We start from the raw sequence: 17,309 nt of genomic DNA on the forward strand, positions 1-17,309 counted from the left end.
TTATATCCATTACCCTACCCCCGTCAAGAAACTCATAAGAAGTAGACTTAACTCAGTCTATGATAAAGTATTTTCAAATTTAAAGTCATTTGGAGAACTGCTTTGATTAATGAAGAAGATGCTTTCATTGAGTATGACAATCAATCTGAATCTGAAGAAGACATAACGGAGCTTGATCAAAGTTTTTTTTCTCAAGCCGTTGTTAGTGCAACTGACTGGACAACAGAAACAATCATCAATCAAATTAATAAGGGCAATATCCAATTAAACCCAGATTTTCAAAGACGCGATGCATGGGATAAAAAACGAAAAAGTCGTTTCATTGAATCATTAATTCTTGGACTACCTGTACCTCAGATTGTCTTGGCTGAGTCGATAGATAGAAGAGGTTCGTATATTGTCTTAGACGGTAAACAAAGGCTATTGAGCATTCGCCAGTTTGCAGCTGAAAGAGATGATAACGTGTACGTCCAGTTGAAGTTATCTTCGCTCGACATTAGAAATGATTTGAAAGGTAAAAGCTTAGTAGCTTTACGCGAAGACCTGGACCTATTTGATGACCTTTCAGCATTTGAAAATCAGCCAATAAGAACTGTGGTCATCAAAAATTGGCCAAATGAGAACTTTTTATATCATGTCTTTCTGAGACTAAATACTGGAAGTGTACCATTGTCTCCACAGGAGTTGAGACAAGCGTTACATCCAGGGCCATTTATATCATTTTTGGATGAAGCATCATCAGGAAGTGCGGCGTTACAAGACATTCTAAAGCTGAAGAAGCCAGACTTCAGAATGCGCGATGCGGAGCTATTACTAAGGTATTTTTCTTTTAAAAACTATCTGTCCATGTATTCCGGCACATTAAAGTCTTTTTTAGACTACTGTTGCTCGACTATGAATCAAGAGTGGGGGGAACTAGAAGAGAATACATTTCAGCAAATGGCTGAGTTTGAAGAAGCTCACTTGTCCATCAAGAGGATTTTTGCGAATAATGCCTATAAGAAGTGGATTGGTGACACCTATGAAAGTAGATTCAACCGCTCTATTTTCGATGTCTTAATCCTATCCTTTTCTGAGTCGACAGTCCGCGAATTGAGCGATGGAAAAGAATTAGCGATTGAAGAAGCTTTCAAGGAGCTGTGTATAAATCCAGACTTTAAAGCATCTATCGAAAGCACAACCAAGAGTCTAACAGCAACACACACTCGCATATCTTTGTGGAACACAAAGTTAAATGAAATACTAGGTTCAAGTTTACATGTTCCCAAATTAGTAGAACACCGTATTATATAGGACGTTGTATGCCTATATCAAAGAGATTTAAAGAGTTGCGTTCGAGACTCATTGAGTTAAAAACTCATATGCTTCCAGGAAGTTTTTCTGCTACTGGGAACTATACAGACAGACAATTGGATCGTACACGAGGATACCGCTTATTGGTTCATGCTGAAATCGAGTCATATCTCGAAGATGTCTCCAAAGAGATTGTCACAGATGCCATACGAGAATGGAAACGAAATGGTAAAGCATCCAACTTGCTCATCGCATTTTTAGCATCATATCATTCTAGCTGGAGTGTTAATGATGAATGCTCAAATGAAGAAATAATCCAGTTAGCAAGATCTCGCAAGAAGCCAAATGACTCTATAGAAGAAGTAATTGATTTAGCACAAAAGCAATTTGTTCAAATTGTAAAAGACAACCATGGTGTTAAAGAAAACAACTTTAAATCACTTATCCTACCTACAGGAATTGACATTGCCGGACTTGATAATACCTGGATGACTACCTTAGACAACTTCGGTAGTTTACGAGGTGAAATTGCGCACAAAACAAAAAGAGCGACAACACAACTGAATCCAGAAGACGAGTATAAAAGAGTAAAAGATTTACTAGAAGGATTGAAAGATCTTGATAAAAAAATCATGAATATAAAAAGTGAATTAATATAGTTCAAGGGGTCACTTCAAAAGAGTAACTGGATTATTAGTCCAGGAGTCACAACCCAAGAAACATAGTCTATGAGGGCCTTACAATACCTTTTCAAAAACCAGAGTGTCGGATATGCGCCGTTTTGGATGTTTTGTTTGATAGAATGCAGTGTTTTAGAGAGGATTGAAGGCTTTTTTTTATGTTAAACCTTGAACAAATATTGATTAAAGCAGCTCAATATCTAGATTTGGATTTAAACAGACTGGCTATCAAACAGACCCCACAAAAACGACGCTTTATTGCAAGAGACAATCTCAAAGAAAAATATGATGAAGTGCTCCAAAACCTTCTCCAGGAAATATACTATTTCAATGCGCATCCAGTTTTAAAAGACATTGTTTATGAATTTCTGGAGGACTATGAGTATGTGCAGAGGGAACTCTATTCAACCTATAATCAATCCCTCGAAAAAAAATATGACTGGCTACTGTTAAAGCATTTTGTTGTGCCCTATTTTGCATATCTGCTGGGTCGTTATTTTTCCCAATATGCTGACAGAATCGATAAAGGCCTACCGGGTGGAGAGTTCTGGTATTTGCCAAAGATCAAGAATAAGAAAATAATTTTTCCTCTCAATATGGTCCTGAATTGGTGGATAGACTTATACGGCGGAACCAATGAAGATTTTTATGCTGCAATGCCACTCGAGAATAGCCGACAGGAGACAAGTTCAGAAAACTTCGCGTCCGACTTTAAAGAGATGGATCAACGTCGAAACGTCTTGAAAAGTTGGCACGATAAATTTGTAATTCCAGATATGTCAAGCATTCACAAGTACGCAAGTGAGAAGTTAAATTATCAAGGTCTTTTCATACGTCATACAGACAAATCCCTGGAGGAGCAGTTTGAAGATGCCTGTACGTTTGTCAAAGATGTTAAAACACTGACTCTGGATGATTTGAAAAGAGAGTTTCCAAATCCCAACAACCTATTAGGTCGACTTGAAGAGAATCTAGAGGCTCCAGAAAAAGAGAAATTCGTTTCCTACGTTCACGATAGATGGCAAGAGCCAATGTCAAAACAACTTTCATCCATATTGACATCGGTACGTGTGATTCAATCTGCCTACAAATATCTGAGCAACTACTTTGAATCCGATATGAAGAGTCCTGATATTGAGCAAAACAGGATATTGCAACTTTGCGGGTTATTCTCGAAAGTTCATAACCTAACTAGTGAATACTACTATGGTGATTCAATAGAAAACCTAAACCCTTACGCACTGTATTACAAAGATTATGTGGCATGCTTTTTTGAAAATGAAAATAAAAAGGAAATGCTCGATCGAATTATTTCCTACATCAGCAAGGAAGTCGGCCAAGATAACTTTCATTATTCAGTCGATGAACTTTTATTATTTGGGCCGGAAATTGCCAATGTAAATCTGCAGGCCGCACAAAGATTGTCTGAAAAAAAAGCGCGTATCGAAAGCGAAAAAGCTGATGAAAAAAGGCTGCTGGAAGTACTATTTGCGATTCAGGGTAGTCAAGATGGAGCCTTCATAGATCTCCAGCTTAAATCACTGGAAAATTTTCACAGTGTAGTAAACCTTGGAGAATGTTTTGAAGGGAATAATTTTCTAACCAATGAATTCGTATTCCCAAATCTACATCTTGCAATGAAAGCATACTATCATGCTTTTGCAATCGCTCAATCAGATTTTGAACGGACCTATGCTGCCATAGCAATCATAAATCTTGCAACTAGCCCTTTCCATCCCCGTTTGTTGAAAAAAGAAGAAGTTGACTATTGGTTTGAACAATGCACAGGATGTGACGATATGGGAATGGAAAGAGACTATTTGATCCACTTAACCCAGAAGGCTTTTCATGAGATTCTTCAAAAAAAGCACCAGAATGCCGTTCCCATGATTGTAGAATTCATGAATAAAACCAGGCGCTTAAAAGATAATGAATACCGCCCTGAGCTGTTGTGTGTAGGTGAAAAAGTAGCAAAGCTACTGAAGAACAGGAAGCTCGAACAAGAACTCAAAAAAAGAAACGCACACCATAAACCTTGCAAAGTCTACATCTACGCTTCAATCAACTACTACTGAAAAAATTGTACGACTTACTATCCACCGCCGTTTATCCCTCCCCAATAAAATTTTCGCATCGGTTCATCTTTGAATCGAAATAAACGTGAAAGGATCTGGCATGTCCAAATCAAGTGGATGCACGCCTCCGAAGGGACCAAGTACTACTGGTAACCCATCTGGCGGTGGTAGGGGTAACTGCCCTTCAAAAAAATAGGTCGTTTATCACAACAACACAAAGAGCCCAGTTGGGCTCTTTTGATAGAAAAGGATTAAAACATGGCATATTATCATTACCAGTGCCGGCATTGCCTGGTCACTACGTATCTATATGATGATGGAGAAGATGACGGCATAATCGTACAAAATGCGTACGATGACTGTGGGTGTCAAGATGATGAGGACGACTTTTATGATGATGACGATGATTAGGAATCGAGATGAGAATAACAAAACATGCTAAAAGGAGAATGAAAGAACGTCTTGGATTGCCAAAACGTGCACAGCTCAAGCACCTTACTAAAGCCATAAACGATGGAAGATTGATCTATCGAAAGGGGTTTGATGTTTTCCAAATCATCTATAAGGATTTCATCTATATATTTGCTCTTGATGAGTATTTATCACCTAAGTTGATTACAACTTATAACTATGAGTCTCGGAAAGTCCCTGTACAAGGGCTAAAGAGGTGGTACCGCTGGCCGGACTTGAACCGGCACACCCGAAGGTAACGGATTTTGAATCCGTCGTGTCTACCATTCCACCACAGCGGCATTTTGCAGAGCCGAATTGTAATGGATGCATCCTTAAAATAGGCCCGGAGCCATCCCAATGGGCGGGCAAAGCAGTTTTTGTTATAATCCCTAACACTACTTGAAAAGAGGATTGTTTTTGCGGCAGGCATTTTTCATCACTGTTTTGGCCATTTTGGTATATGCGGGGATCTCGACGATCATCGCGGATGCGGCCGTCATCGGGACGATCGGGGAGATTATCGCCAAGGCGAACCGGGCACTTTTCGGTTACGTGGCATTTGCCTACCTCTTCGCCCTGTTGTACCCGCTCTATCGTTATTACCGGAACAGTGAGATCGATGTTGAACGTACCGAGAAGGTCCTGGCGGGGATTCTCCTCTTTTTCTCCCTGCTGATCCTGCAGGCCCTCGTGACCGAGGGGCCGCTGCGCGGTGCGCTCGGTGCCGGTTTCGTCGATTTCCTCGAGCCCTATATCGGGACGTTCGGGCTCTGGGTCTTCTGGCTGATGACGGTGACGATTGCCGCCGTGATTCTGATCGATGCCGAAAAGTTCCCCTCGATGCCGAAACCGAAACTCCCTTTTTCGTTCCGCAAAGCGGAAGAGGAGGATGATGACGAGGAGCCAGAATACTCCTCTTACACCCCGGCAGCCGGGAAACGGACGGTCGCGGCCGAGCAGCCGGGCCTGTTCGACGACGACCCTTTCGATACCCCGGCCTACGAACGGATGAAGATGCCGCTGGATTCGGAAGAGGCTCCTATCCGGCTCGTCTCGAAAGGCCCTAAAGAAGCATTGCCCGATGAGGGGGATGATGAAGAGGACCTGCCGGTGAGCACGCCGGCAGCGAAAGCGGGAACGATTCTCGCGATGGCAGAGGGGGTCCGGCAGAAAAAGAGCGCCGTGATCGTCGAGGAGCTCGATGAGAACAAGAAGCTGCTCGAACAGATCGAGAAGGGTAAGTCGGAGAAGCCCAAGAACTTCAAGCTGCCCTCCCTCGACTTTTTTCAAAAGCCGCCGAAGCAGGGCAACAGTATCGACGAACGCGAGCTCGATGACAAGATCCGCGACCTGATCGAGAAACTGGCCCAGTTCAAGATCGACGGGGACGTTATCCGCACCTACGCGGGCCCGGTCGTTTCGACCTTTGAGTTCAAACCGGCCGCGCACATCAAAGTATCGAAGATTATGAACCTCCAGGACGACCTCGCAATGGCGCTGCGTGCCGAGACGATCCGTATCCAGGCGCCGATTCCGGGCAAGGACGTCGTCGGTATCGAGATCCCGAACCATACCGTCGAGACGATCTACCTGCGCGAGATCTTCGAAAGCAAGCTGTTCCAGGAGGCCAAGTCCCCGCTGACGATCGCGCTGGGCAAGGATATCGTCGGCAAGCCCTTCATCACGGACCTGAAAAAACTCCCCCACCTCCTGATCGCCGGAACGACGGGGTCGGGTAAATCGGTAGGGATCAACGCGATGATCCTCAGCCTGCTGTACAAAAACTCCCCCGACCAGCTGCGGCTGCTGATGATCGACCCGAAAATGCTGGAGTTCTCCATCTATAACGACATCCCGCACCTGCTCACCCCGGTTATCACCAAGGCCAAGCAGGCGATCGCGGCGCTGAACAACATGGTCGGGGAGATGGAGCGGCGCTACCAGCTGATGAGCGAATCGCGTACGAAGAACATCGAGAACTATAACGAGAAGATGAAGCGCGAAGGCGGCCAGCCCTTCCCCTACATCGTCGTCATCATCGACGAACTCGCCGACCTGATGATGACCTCGGGCAAGGACGTGGAGTACTCCATCGCCCGCCTGGCGCAGATGGCCCGGGCCTCGGGGATCCACCTGATCGTGGCGACCCAGCGCCCTTCAGTCGATGTCGTGACGGGCCTCATCAAGGCCAACCTGCCTTCGCGCATCAGTTACCGTGTCGGCCAGCGTGTCGACAGCAAGATCATTCTCGATGCCCAGGGTGCGGAGTCGCTGCTGGGGCGGGGCGATATGCTCTTTACCCCTCCGGGTGCCACCGGGCTGATCCGTCTGCATGCGCCGTGGAGTACCGAGGAGGAGATCGATCACATCGTCGAGTTCCTCAAATCCCAGCGCGAACCGCAGTATGACGACTCCTTCCTGGCCGAAAGCGGCAGCAACGGGAGCAGCGGTTCGGACGAGGGGAGCATCGAGGATATGGACGAACTTTACGAAGAGGCCAAGGAGATCGTCCTGGCCGACCGGAAAACGTCCATCAGCTACCTGCAGCGCAAACTCCAGATCGGCTACAACCGTGCCGCGCGTATCATCGAACAGATGGAGCAGCGCGGTCTGCTGTCACCTCCGAACGCAAAAGGAAACCGCGATATTCTCGCTTGAGGATGCCTGCCCATATCCGCGCTGAGAAAAGTGTTTCGAAACTAAACAGTTTGGAAACAAAATTTCAGAATTATGTTTCCTTTTGTAACATATGAAATCTACTTGATTCTTTCCTTCGCTATAATCTCTCGAAATCTTCTTTACAGGATATAACGATGGCTTTTATGGACGAATACAAAGCGCATGTAGCAGAGCGTGAAGCTCTGGGCGTACCTCCACTTCCTTTGTCTGCAGCGCAGACGGCTGACCTGATCGAAATGATCAAGGCCGGCGAAGGCGATATGGCCGAAAATATCGATCTTCTGAAAAACCGTGTCTCTCCGGGTGTTGACGATGCAGCGTATGTCAAAGCGGCATTCCTCAACGACGTGGCACAGGAAAAAGTAAGCGTCTCCGGCATCGCACCGGAAGCTGCGGTCGAAATGCTCGGGATGATGCTCGGCGGTTACAACGTCAAGCCGATCATTGATGCCCTCACATCTTCCAATGCCGCCGTTGTCGAAGCCGCCGTCAAGGCACTGAGCCATACCCTGCTCGTCTATGACGCGTTCAACGATGTCGAAGAGCTCCACAAAGCGGGCAACGCTGCCGCGACAAAGGTCCTTGAATCATGGGCAAATGCAGAGTGGTTCACGTCCAAAGCCGACCTTCCTGAAAAAATGACCGTCACGGTCTTCAAGGTCCCGGGCGAAACGAATACGGACGACCTCTCCCCGGCATCCGAAGCGTTTACACGCTCCGACATCCCGCTGCACGCCAACTCCATGCTGACGGCAAAGATGGATGACCCGATCGGTACGATCAACGCCCTGAAAGAAAAAGGCCACCCGGTCGCATACGTCGGTGACGTTGTCGGTACGGGTTCTTCACGCAAGTCCGGTATCAACTCCGTGCAGTGGCACATGGGTGAAGATATTCCGGGCGTTCCGAACAAGCGCACCGGCGGTGTCGTTATCGGCGGCATCATCGCACCGATTTTCTTCGCAACTTCCGAAGACTCCGGTGCCCTTCCGCTTGAGATGGACGTCACGCAGATGGAAACAGGCGATGTCATCGATATCTACCCGTTCGAAGGCAAAGCAGAGAAGAACGGCGAAGTGATCGCGACGTTCGACCTGCGCCCGAACACGATCACGGACGAGGTCCGCGCCGGCGGCCGTATCCCGCTGATCATCGGCCGCGGTCTGACCAAGAAAGCGCGTGAAGTACTGGGACAGGGCGATATCGATCTCTTCCTCAAACCGGAACAGCCTGCCGATACGGGCAAAGGCTATACGCTGGCACAGAAGATGGTCGGTAAAGCCTGCGGCCTCGAAGGTGTCCGCCCGGGCATGTACGTCGAGCCGGTCATGACGACGGTCGGTTCCCAGGATACGACAGGTCCGATGACACGCGACGAGATCAAAGAGCTTGCAGCCCTGGGCTTCAACGCGGACTTCGTTCTGCAGTCTTTCTGTCACACGGCGGCCTATCCGAAGCCTTCCGACATCAAGATGTACCACACGCTGCCGGACTTCATCTCCAACCGTTCCGGTGTTGCACTGCGCCCGGGCGACGGCGTTATCCACTCCTGGCTCAACCGTATGTGTCTGCCGGACACGGTCGGTACGGGTGCGGACTCGCACACGCGTTTCCCGATCGGTATCTCCTTCCCGGGCGGTTCGGGTATCGTTGCATTCGCGGGCGTTACCGGTTCCATGCCGCTGACGATGCCGGAATCCGTACTGGTCCGCTTCAAAGGCGAACTCCAGCCGGGCGTCACGCTGCGTGACCTCGTCAACGTGATCCCGTACGTGGCGATCAAAGCGGGTGACCTGACGGTTGAGAAGAAAGGCAAGAAGAACATCTTTGCCGGCCGTATCCTCGAGATCGAAGGTCTGCCGGACCTGAAAGTCGAGCAGGCGTTCGAGCTCTCCGATGCTTCTGCAGAGCGTTCTGCGGCGGCGTGTACGGTTCACCTGAACAAAGAACCGGTCATCGAGTACATCAAATCCAACATCGTTCTGCTCCAGGGGATGATCGATGCGGGCTACCAGGATGCGCGCACCCTGGCACGCCGCAAAGCGAAGATGGAAGAGTGGCTCAAAAACCCGGAACTGATGGAAGCGGACAAAGACGCCGAGTACGCAGCGGTTTACGAGATCGACCTTAACGAGATTACGGAGCCTATTCTCGCGTGCCCGAACGATCCGGATGACGTTGCAACCCTCTCCGAGGTTCTTGCAGACGAAAACCGCCCGCACAACATTGACGAAGTCTTCGTCGGTTCCTGTATGACCAACATCGGTCACTACCGCGCCCTGGGCGAAGTCCTGAAGGGTGAAGGCCAGGTGCCGACGCGTCTGTGGGTTGTCCCGCCGACCCGTATGGACGAAAAGCAGCTCCAGGAAGAGGGCTACTACGCGATGTACGGTGCTGCAGGCGCACGTACGGAAATCCCGGGTTGTTCACTCTGTATGGGTAACCAGGCGCGTGTTGCGGACAACGCCATCGTCTTCTCTACCTCGACGCGTAACTTCGACAACCGTATGGGGAAAGGCGCGCAGGTCTATCTCGGTTCTGCGGAACTGGCAGCCGTCTGTGCGATGCTCGGACGTCTCCCGACAAAAGAGGAGTACCTCGAGATCGTACCGAAGAAGATCTCCGGCAAAGAGGCCGATATCTACAAGTACCTCAACTTCAACCTGCTCGAAGAGTTCGCACTCTAAGCAGCACTCCCCGTTTCGGGGAGTGTCTTTTTTTTCTCCTGATTTTTCTACCGCATTTCTACTAACTCAAAACGCCCGTCCGTTGTTGCACTCTAAGCCGTGTGGATAGTCACGTGCCGTCAATAGAGGCTACGCTTCTTTCAGCGGCCACTGCTCCCACGGTTCGACGTCATAGTCCATTTCCAATATCCACGGGTGATAGGTGCCCGGAGCGTTTTTGTGGCGTTCAAGCACGCTGGCGTGCACGACAGGTTTGCCGTGGGTGGCTGCGTCCCAACGGCGGGGCTCGCGGCGGTAGAGGCTGGTCAGCCTTGTGCCGCGCGAATCGTGCATCACCCCCTGGGCATCTTCATGGGGGTCGACCGTGTGTTTCGGATAGATCAGAAGCCCGTGGCCGATCGCCTGCCGGGTGAGCCAGACCAGGGGGATGTCCGAGAGATCCTGCTCTTTGTACCCCCCGCCGACGTCGGTATGCATCCCGCTGAACCATACCTGTTTGACGGTCTGCCACGCTTCGGTCTGCCTCTCCCACAGCACCGGGTGGAAGGTCTTGCGTTCATCGTCGATGGCCAGGGCATGGTAGGCGTGTTTGATCGTTTCGCTGAGCCTGAAATTGTGGAAACGGTGTCGGAATCCCGGGATGCCGTCGAGCAGGACGCTGAGGCCCTTGATGGGAAGGCCTAGAGCGGCGACGGTGTCGTAGCAGCCGATAAATTCCACCTTTGTCCACATGTTGTGATGGTCTTTGAGGAAAGCGGCGGCTTTTTCCTTGCGTTTGCCCTCATCCTTGATCATATAGATGCCGTAGGCTTTGGCGATCAGTTCCGGGCGGGATTTCGGCAGGATGCCGAAGTAGTGCAGAAACCCTGAAAGGCTCCGCACCGTCGCCGCGCCCCGGCTGAAGCCGAACAGAAAGATCTTGTCGCCCGCCTCGTAATGCTCGAAAAGAAAACGGTAGCACTGCTGGATATTGCGGGAGATCCCGAAGCCCCCGACGTTGCCGGTCAGCCGGTGTAACCCTGTCCCCAGGCCGGGGTCGTAAAAGGCGATCTGCCGTGGTGTCCGGTCTTCGATCATGTTGAAAAGCTTGTAGATGTTGGTGTTGTGCCCCTTGCCGCCCTCCTGGCCGGTGCCGTCGGAGAAGATTACGATGTTTTTAGCCATATTATCCCTTTTTGATTTGATCCCGCACAAAGTATTTGGCGACCAGTGCGCCGGCCGTCATGGGTCTGTCGAAATAGAAACCCTGGAAAATGTCGCACTGCATCTGATTGAGCAGCTCGACCTGCCGTGCGTTCTCCACGCCTTCGATCACGACTTTCATCCCCAGGGAGTGTCCCAGTGCCGTCATGGTTTTGACGATGACAGCCGTTTTCGGGTTGAACTCGATCTCGTCGATGAAGCTTTTGTCGATTTTAATGGTATCGACCTGGAAGGATTGGAGATAGGTAAACGTTGAATAGCCGGTCCCGAAGTCGTCGATGGCGATTTTGATCCCTGCATCGCACAGCGCCTTGATCTTCTGGATGTTGTCGGTGGAACTTTCGACGATGATCCGTTCGGTCAGTTCGAGCTCCAGCAGGTCGGGGGTGAGATTATATTCGGTAAAGAGATCCAGCAGGTCCCGGATGAAATAGGGGTCGTTGATATCGACGGCGGTGACGTTGACGGCGGCATAGATGCCGTCCCATCCCATCCGTTGCCACTGCTTGAGTGCTTTGCAGGACTCTTCCAGCACCCAGCGTGTCATACGGAGGATCAGGCCGTTCTGCTCAGCGATGCCGATGAAGATATCCGGCGTGAGAATACCGCGCTGGGGGTGGCGCCAGCGGATGAGGACTTCCACACCGGAAAGCGTACCGTCCACAGCGCTGACCTTCGGCTGAAAGAGGAGAAAAAATTCGTTCTTTTCCAGGGCTTCGAAGAGGTCGTTGTGGAGTTTCAGGCGTTCGAGGGCCATATTGTCCAGGACGGGGTTGAAAAAATAGAAGCGGTTCTTTCCCAGCTCTTTGGCCTTGTGCAGTGCCGAGTCGCTGTTCTTGATGAGGGTGTCGTAGTCCTCCCCGTCATTGGGATAGAGGGCGATACCGACGCTGGCCGTAATATGCACGATCCGGTTATCGAGGTTGAAGGGTTTACGGATCTGGACAAGGATCTGCTCGGCGACATGTGTCAGCGTTTCCGTAGACTCGATGCGTTCGAGAATAATCAGGAATTCGTCCTGCCCCATACGCAAAATGGTGTCGTAACGGCGAATGTGGGCTTTGAGCCTGGAGCTGAGCAGCATCAGCAGCTGGTCTCCGACCCGGTGTGTCATGGAGTCGTTGATGGTTTTGAAATCATCGATGTCGATCAGGAGTACGGCGAAGGGAAGCTTGTCTTTTTTGGCGTAGTGCATGGCGGAGGAAAAAATCCGCTGCATCGAGTGGCGGTTCCCCATTCCTGTCAGCTGATCGATATAGAGCAGTGACTGCAGCTGGTCTCCCAGGGCGTAGGAGAGGACGACGATTTTGAGCAGAACGCCGATCTGTTGGGAGTGCAGGATGATCCAGGTGGAGGGGATCAGTCCGAATTTATGGAGTGCCAGCAGGGTGGAACCTGCAAAGAAGAGGCTCCAGGCACCGAGGTAGAAGCGGGCCCGTCTTTTGTTGAATTGCAGGACGACAAATGCGGCCGAGAGCAGGATGAGCGGCGTTACGGCTGCCAGGAGGGTGGTGAGTTTGACCGTGAGGTAGTAGAGGTCGAAAAAACTCATGCCCATCGGAAGCAGGTTGATCATGATGACGACGTTCAGTACCGAGTGCAGTCTGGGGGTATAGAGCGCCGTTTCCAGGAAGCGCTGGCCGAACAGTACGGCAGACCAGATGGTGAGGTTGACAAAGAAAGGGACCCCCGCGTTATAGAACCACGGATGATCGGGCAGAAGCAGCACGGGTGTGAAACCGTCGAAAGAGAGCTGCATCATCGTATAGAAGACGATGAAACCGACATAGTAGAGGTAGATGATTTTTTTGAAAATCAGGAAAAAGATGAAGTTGTACAGCGACAGGATGATGAGGATCCCGTAAAAGATGCCGTAGAAGAGGTAGCTTCTGAGGTCGGCGTCCTGCATTGCCTCGGGGTCGTTGAGGGTGATGGGAAGGTCGATCGCCGATTCGGAACGGATTTTCCAGACCAGTGTGGTCGTCTTCCCCGGTACGAGGGTGATCGGAAAACGGAAGTCCAGACTGGAAATAGGACGGGAAGCGACAGGACGTCTGTCCCCGCTGGGAAAGTAGGCGAGGATCTGGCCGTTTTCGATGACATAGAGGTCGACGTAATCGAGCAGCGGACTGGCCAGTTCCACCACCCAGGCATTCTCTGTCACGGAAGTATTTCTGATCATGGAACGCAGCCAGATGGTGTCATCGGTATATCCGAAGGGCAGCTCTGTCTTGTCGACCGTATTGCAGATCGGCGGGACCCTGTTCTCGAGGAACATGTCGATGTTCAGTGTGTTAAGGTGATCCATGCAGAGCAGTACGGAGGAGGTGAGGTCGTATTTTTTCCCGCTGGAGGTGACATCGACTACCGTCTCGGCATAGAGAGCATGGAGAAAGATATTAAATAAAATAAAAATATGAAAAACTGTTTTCATGGGTTCATTATACAAGAATGGTCTCTTATTTGTGTTAACCCCGGCAATTTATGATTTTGTGCTCGTTGCCTGAACTGGTACAATTAGCATTTTGAAAAGGATGAAAATGGAACAATTGCCGAAATGCCCCCAGTGCGGCAGCGAATACACCTATGAGGACGGCGATCTTTACGTCTGCCCGGAGTGTGCCCATGAGTGGTCGAAAGATGCTGCTGCAGCGTCTGAAGAGGCGTTTGTCGTTCGCGATGCCAATGGCAACATTCTGCAAGACGGCGATACCGTCACGGTGATCAAAGACCTGAAGGTCAAAGGCGCTTCTTCCGATATCAAGGTCGGTACCAAGGTCAAGAACATCAAGCTGAACCCTGACAGCGACCACAACATCGACTGCAAGATCCCCGGTGTCGGCGCGATGGGACTCAAATCCGAGTTCGTTAAAAAAGTCTGATCCCCCTCTTTACGGCCGGCGTGCTTCTGCCGGCCGCCCTTCCTATCATTCTACGTCTTCCTATCGTTCTTCAACCGGGCGGAACCGTGCCGTTCTGATCCATTGGCCACCCGTGTATGCCGTCGTCAGCGGCGAGCCGTAGTTGTACCAGATGAAGCGGTCGTTGAACATCCCTTTGGGGTGGTAGTTCGGGAGGGTGGCGGCGAAGGGAAAACTGCGTTTAGGCTGCTTGTCCGTCGCCTCGAGCAGGTAGGTATTCCCCGCTTCAAAGACAACGACCCAGGCGTGCCCCTCGTTTTTGTACGTCCCGAAAACGACACGGGCATCATAACCCATACCGCAAAGCCAGTCGGCGAGCAAAATGGCATGGTCCTCGCAGTCACCGCGGCCGCTGAGATAGGCCTCTTCGGAACTGAGCCAGATCTCGGTGAAGCCCTTGAACTGCTGTTCGTCGCGCAAGTAGCGCATATGCCTTGAAACATGGTGCATCGCGCTCCATTTCGAATCGACCGTGAACGGGACGAAGTGTTTGAAAAACCCGTTGGCATAGTAGGCTTTCAGATCGCGTCCGTAGGCGAAATAGGCGACGGGCTTCTGGTTGATGCTCTGAGAGCCGGACCCTTTGCCGCGCGACTTGTTTGCCGGTCGGTCGAGCCATGCCGGGATCCGGGCGCTTTGTTTGACCGGAAGCGAGAGCAGCTGCATTTCACCCGCCCTGGGCCCCGGACGGCGGAGGGGAGGCGTCTCTTCCGGGGCGGTGACGCTTTTCGGCGCCGGTGGAAGCGGCAGGGCTGCTTCGTCGTGCCGCTGTTTCAGCGCCGTGATGAAGAAGAGGGGGACATAGAGCAGGATAAGGACCCGAAGCAGGGTGAAAAAAGCCTGTTTGAACCGTGTGATCATGTCATCGAGGAAGCGACGATGATGGCAATGAATATCAGGATGGTCGAAGCAAAGATAGCAGCGGCAATGTTGCCATTTTTGATCTCCTCCTCAAGCGCGATCGATTTGAGCAGTTTGCTGTCGATGTATTTGAGGGCAATGACGGCGATAACGAGTACGGCGACCGTATAGACGAGGTTGACGGAGAGGTTGATCAGGGTGGAGATGAAAAAGTCGCTTTCGGGCACAGACGCTTCCTTCAATGAAAATATTGAGGTAGTGTATCGCAGCTCATCTTTGTCCGTCGTAGGGAACTCTGTACCACGATGCTTTTGCAACAGAGTGATGCAATACGCTCATCCGTGCAAAAACATTTGAGGCCGCAGGTACGGGCCAGGCCCGCCGGGCACTACTTAACCTCTTTGATGATGACGCTGTCCGTACTCCAGCAACCCGTATCATATTGAACACCTGTCGCCCCGCCGGATGTTGCTCTTGCATACATACTGACCGTGTGTGGTCCGGCAGTTAAACCTGAGAAAAAACCTTCCATCGTAACAGGGACACCGCTGATACCAATTTCAGCTGATTTGACGCTGCCTCTGATACGGCCGAGGGTGGTGGCTGCATCGTCGATTCTCAGTTCGAAAATCACCCCGGTACCTGTCATTGTAGCGACGGCAAGCCGTCCGCTAAAGACGATATTCAGCTTCGTGTCATCTTGGACTTTAGCAAATGAACCGATTGTAGCGATTTTTGTATAGGCTGTCGTGACACTGACCGATGAAGGACAGCTGACGTTGAGGACCGTCACTTTCATCCCCGTTTCGGCGATCGCGGTAGTATTGTTCTGGATCGCCGTTGCATTGGCCGTGATACGGGTGTCATTGTCGTTGATCTGTGTAGTCTGTTCGCTGAAGTTGTCATTGACTTCGGAGGCATACGCAGTCGTACCCGGGGTGAATGTTGTCATCCCGCTGACCTGCCCGGCGTAAAGACTCCCTGACACCATCAACGCCGAAACACCCAGAAGGCGCAATCCAAATTGTCTGATTTTCATGATGAATCCTTTTGAGTTTGTGTTCTGCCGAAACGGCAGTTATCCCCAGTTGTCCTGATCCCAGGTCATGGTGTCCCAGTCACTGGAACCGGACGATGAACCGCCTCCGCCTCCGCCGCATCCGTAAATCGCGATGGCTGTCACCGCGAGAATTGCCAGGAACCAACGTTTCATGTCATCTCCTTTTGCTCGTATTTTCATGTGATAATGCGTATACGAGAGCAGATATTTACATCATAGCTCCCTTATACTTAAAATAAGAGATTAGAATCAATATATAAAAAAGAAGTCGGGGGCGTGAAACGGTACAGTCAGTGAAAAACTCTGATTTTTTTTAGGGCACCCTGGGATTGATTTGATGTGTTGTTTCGCCTCTATCAGATATAAAATGTGATGTTATTTTGATAATTTGTGGAGAGAATAAGACGCTTTGAATTAGAATGAATGATTGCGATGACGAAGGGGAAAAATGCAACTGCTGATCGTACTGCTGGGCGCGCTGCTCGGTTTCACTTACGGCTATAACACCGACGGGTTTATCTTCAGTTCGAATATCTGTCTTTTCGCGGGATTGACAATGATCATGCCTTCACTCTTCAAAGTGAAGCTGATGGACGTCAAGCTGCTCTGGCACCACCGTACGGTCGTTATCAAAAGCCTCTTTCTCAACTTTGTACTGCTGCCGATCTTCGCCGTCATTATCGGCCTGCTGAGCCACGACTACGGCATCGCTGCAGGGCTCTTTCTGCTGTCGGTGCTGAGCGGCGGCGGGATGGTCATGTACTGGATCAAGAAATCCGGCGGCGACACGTCTCTGGGCTTTCTCATCCTCTTCATCAACCTGCTGCTGATCTCGCTGTCGTTTTTAATGCTGCACCTTTTCGGCGTCTACACCGAGCGCTATTTCGATACCCTCTATACGGACGACAATAACAATATGGAGAGCTATGCGCGGCTGGTCATCGAACTGCTCATCGTCATCCCGTTTATCGCGAGCCGCTTTGTGGTGCTGTTCAAGCCGCTGGAGAAGTTCATTGAGACCTACCGCCCCTACATCAGCAATATCAGTATGTTCATCATCCTCTTCTACCTCTTTGGTCTCCAGAGCACGCAGAACCTCGTCGATCTGTACGATTTCGAACCCGAACTGATCGTGATTGCACTGGTTGCCGTTATCGCGTTTTATGTCCTGGACCTTACGAGTGCCTGGTTCATCTTCAAGATGGACTCTCCCCAGGAGCGTGCGGCTTTCTGGCACAGCGTGACGCGCTATATCACGCTGGCGCTGGTCCTCTCCACCTTCTCCATGAAGGCGTTCGGCGTCTCGATGCTGCTGCCCATCATGATCGCTTATATGATCCAGATCCCCTTTGCGATCCTTACCGACCGGAAGCTGGTCGAGAAAGAGAAGGCGTAAG

Annotated in this window: 13 protein-coding genes and 1 tRNA gene; 7 read left to right on the plus strand and 7 right to left on the minus strand. The window is 50.5% G+C overall.

The window, feature by feature from the left end:
• Positions 1–102: 102 nt before the first annotated feature.
• The 3 genes from WCX18_RS05200 (at position 103) to WCX18_RS05210 (ending at position 4,048) form a co-directional block, all read left to right on the plus strand.
• Entirely contained in the window at positions 103–1,293 is a 1,191-nt protein-coding gene (locus WCX18_RS05200; protein ID WP_345990324.1) for a DUF262 domain-containing protein, read from the plus strand.
• Between the two features lie 8 nt (positions 1,294–1,301).
• Complete coding sequence (locus WCX18_RS05205; protein WP_345990326.1) at positions 1,302–1,952, plus strand: HEPN domain-containing protein; 651 nt, start codon at positions 1,302–1,304, stop codon at positions 1,950–1,952.
• Between the two features lie 179 nt (positions 1,953–2,131).
• On the plus strand, positions 2,132–4,048 hold the full coding sequence (locus WCX18_RS05210; RefSeq protein ID WP_345990328.1) for a hypothetical protein: 1,917 nt from the start codon (positions 2,132–2,134) through the stop codon (positions 4,046–4,048).
• Positions 4,049–4,716: 668 nt separating this feature from the next.
• Here WCX18_RS05210 and WCX18_RS05215 read toward each other — a convergent pair.
• Positions 4,717–4,800, minus strand: a tRNA-Leu gene (locus tag WCX18_RS05215).
• Between the two features lie 118 nt (positions 4,801–4,918).
• On the opposite strand from WCX18_RS05215, the gene WCX18_RS05220 reads away from it, so the two are divergent.
• Both WCX18_RS05220 and acnB read left to right on the plus strand, forming a co-directional pair.
• Positions 4,919–7,159, plus strand: a complete 2,241-nt coding sequence (locus WCX18_RS05220) for a DNA translocase FtsK 4TM domain-containing protein (protein WP_345990330.1) — start codon at positions 4,919–4,921, stop codon at positions 7,157–7,159.
• Between the two features lie 155 nt (positions 7,160–7,314).
• Entirely contained in the window at positions 7,315–9,867 is a 2,553-nt protein-coding gene (gene acnB, locus WCX18_RS05225; RefSeq protein WP_345990332.1) for a bifunctional aconitate hydratase 2/2-methylisocitrate dehydratase, read from the plus strand.
• A gap of 129 nt (positions 9,868–9,996) precedes the next feature.
• Here the strand turns inward: acnB and WCX18_RS05230 are convergent, their stop codons facing one another.
• Both WCX18_RS05230 and WCX18_RS05235 read right to left on the minus strand, forming a co-directional pair.
• The gene (locus tag WCX18_RS05230; protein WP_345990334.1) at positions 9,997–11,031 is read right to left on the minus strand and encodes a DUF2235 domain-containing protein; all 1,035 of its coding nucleotides are present in this window, start codon (positions 11,029–11,031) and stop codon (positions 9,997–9,999) included.
• 1 nt (position 11,032) lies between these two features.
• Positions 11,033–13,504, minus strand: a complete 2,472-nt coding sequence (locus tag WCX18_RS05235) for an EAL domain-containing protein (protein WP_345990336.1) — start codon at positions 13,502–13,504, stop codon at positions 11,033–11,035.
• A 106-nt stretch (positions 13,505–13,610) separates the two neighbouring features.
• On the opposite strand from WCX18_RS05235, the gene WCX18_RS05240 reads away from it, so the two are divergent.
• Entirely contained in the window at positions 13,611–13,952 is a 342-nt protein-coding gene (locus WCX18_RS05240; RefSeq protein ID WP_345986555.1) for a zinc ribbon domain-containing protein YjdM, read from the plus strand.
• A 60-nt stretch (positions 13,953–14,012) separates the two neighbouring features.
• On the opposite strand, the gene WCX18_RS05245 is transcribed toward WCX18_RS05240, so the two are convergent.
• The 4 genes from WCX18_RS05245 to WCX18_RS05260 all read right to left on the minus strand — a co-directional run bounded on the left by WCX18_RS05245 (position 14,013) and on the right by WCX18_RS05260 (position 16,065).
• Positions 14,013–14,852 carry a transglutaminase-like domain-containing protein gene (locus WCX18_RS05245; protein WP_345990338.1) on the minus strand — a complete coding sequence of 280 codons (840 nt, stop codon included), beginning with the start codon at positions 14,850–14,852 and terminating at the stop codon, positions 14,013–14,015.
• On the minus strand, positions 14,849–15,079 hold the full coding sequence (locus WCX18_RS05250; RefSeq protein WP_345990340.1) for a DUF350 domain-containing protein: 231 nt from the start codon (positions 15,077–15,079) through the stop codon (positions 14,849–14,851). Before WCX18_RS05250 ends, WCX18_RS05245 begins: the two co-directional genes overlap by 4 nt.
• Positions 15,080–15,240: 161 nt before the next feature.
• Positions 15,241–15,891 carry a hypothetical protein gene (locus WCX18_RS05255; RefSeq protein ID WP_345990342.1) on the minus strand — a complete coding sequence of 217 codons (651 nt, stop codon included), beginning with the start codon at positions 15,889–15,891 and terminating at the stop codon, positions 15,241–15,243.
• A gap of 39 nt (positions 15,892–15,930) precedes the next feature.
• A complete protein-coding gene (locus WCX18_RS05260; protein ID WP_345990344.1) occupies positions 15,931–16,065 on the minus strand; it encodes a hypothetical protein in 135 nt (44 codons plus the stop codon).
• Between the two features lie 295 nt (positions 16,066–16,360).
• On the opposite strand from WCX18_RS05260, the gene WCX18_RS05265 reads away from it, so the two are divergent.
• Positions 16,361–17,308: a hypothetical protein gene (locus tag WCX18_RS05265; protein ID WP_345990346.1), complete on the plus strand. Its 948-nt coding sequence runs from the start codon at positions 16,361–16,363 to the stop codon at positions 17,306–17,308.
• Position 17,309: the final 1 nt, after the last annotated feature.

The organism is Sulfurimonas sp. HSL1-2, from assembly GCF_039645565.1.
GTDB lineage: Bacteria > Campylobacterota > Campylobacteria > Campylobacterales > Sulfurimonadaceae > Thiomicrolovo > Thiomicrolovo zhangzhouensis.

Excerpts from the sequence above, each read along its gene's own strand:
- WCX18_RS05260 (WP_345990344.1), bottom strand. The coding sequence starts at position 16,065 with ATGAAACGTTGGTTCCTGGCAATTCTCGCGGTGACAGCCATCGCGATT.
- WCX18_RS05230 (WP_345990334.1), bottom strand. The coding sequence starts at position 11,031 with ATGGCTAAAAACATCGTAATCTTCTCCGACGGCACCGGCCAGGAGGGC.
- WCX18_RS05255 (WP_345990342.1), bottom strand. The coding sequence starts at position 15,891 with ATGAAAATCAGACAATTTGGATTGCGCCTTCTGGGTGTTTCGGCGTTG.
- WCX18_RS05245 (WP_345990338.1), bottom strand. The coding sequence starts at position 14,852 with ATGATCACACGGTTCAAACAGGCTTTTTTCACCCTGCTTCGGGTCCTT.
- WCX18_RS05205 (WP_345990326.1), top strand. The coding sequence starts at position 1,302 with ATGCCTATATCAAAGAGATTTAAAGAGTTGCGTTCGAGACTCATTGAG.
- acnB (WP_345990332.1), top strand. The coding sequence starts at position 7,315 with ATGGCTTTTATGGACGAATACAAAGCGCATGTAGCAGAGCGTGAAGCT.
- WCX18_RS05210 (WP_345990328.1), top strand. The coding sequence starts at position 2,132 with ATGTTAAACCTTGAACAAATATTGATTAAAGCAGCTCAATATCTAGAT.
- WCX18_RS05240 (WP_345986555.1), top strand. The coding sequence starts at position 13,611 with ATGGAACAATTGCCGAAATGCCCCCAGTGCGGCAGCGAATACACCTAT.
- WCX18_RS05265 (WP_345990346.1), top strand. The coding sequence starts at position 16,361 with ATGCAACTGCTGATCGTACTGCTGGGCGCGCTGCTCGGTTTCACTTAC.
- WCX18_RS05235 (WP_345990336.1), bottom strand. The coding sequence starts at position 13,504 with ATGAAAACAGTTTTTCATATTTTTATTTTATTTAATATCTTTCTCCAT.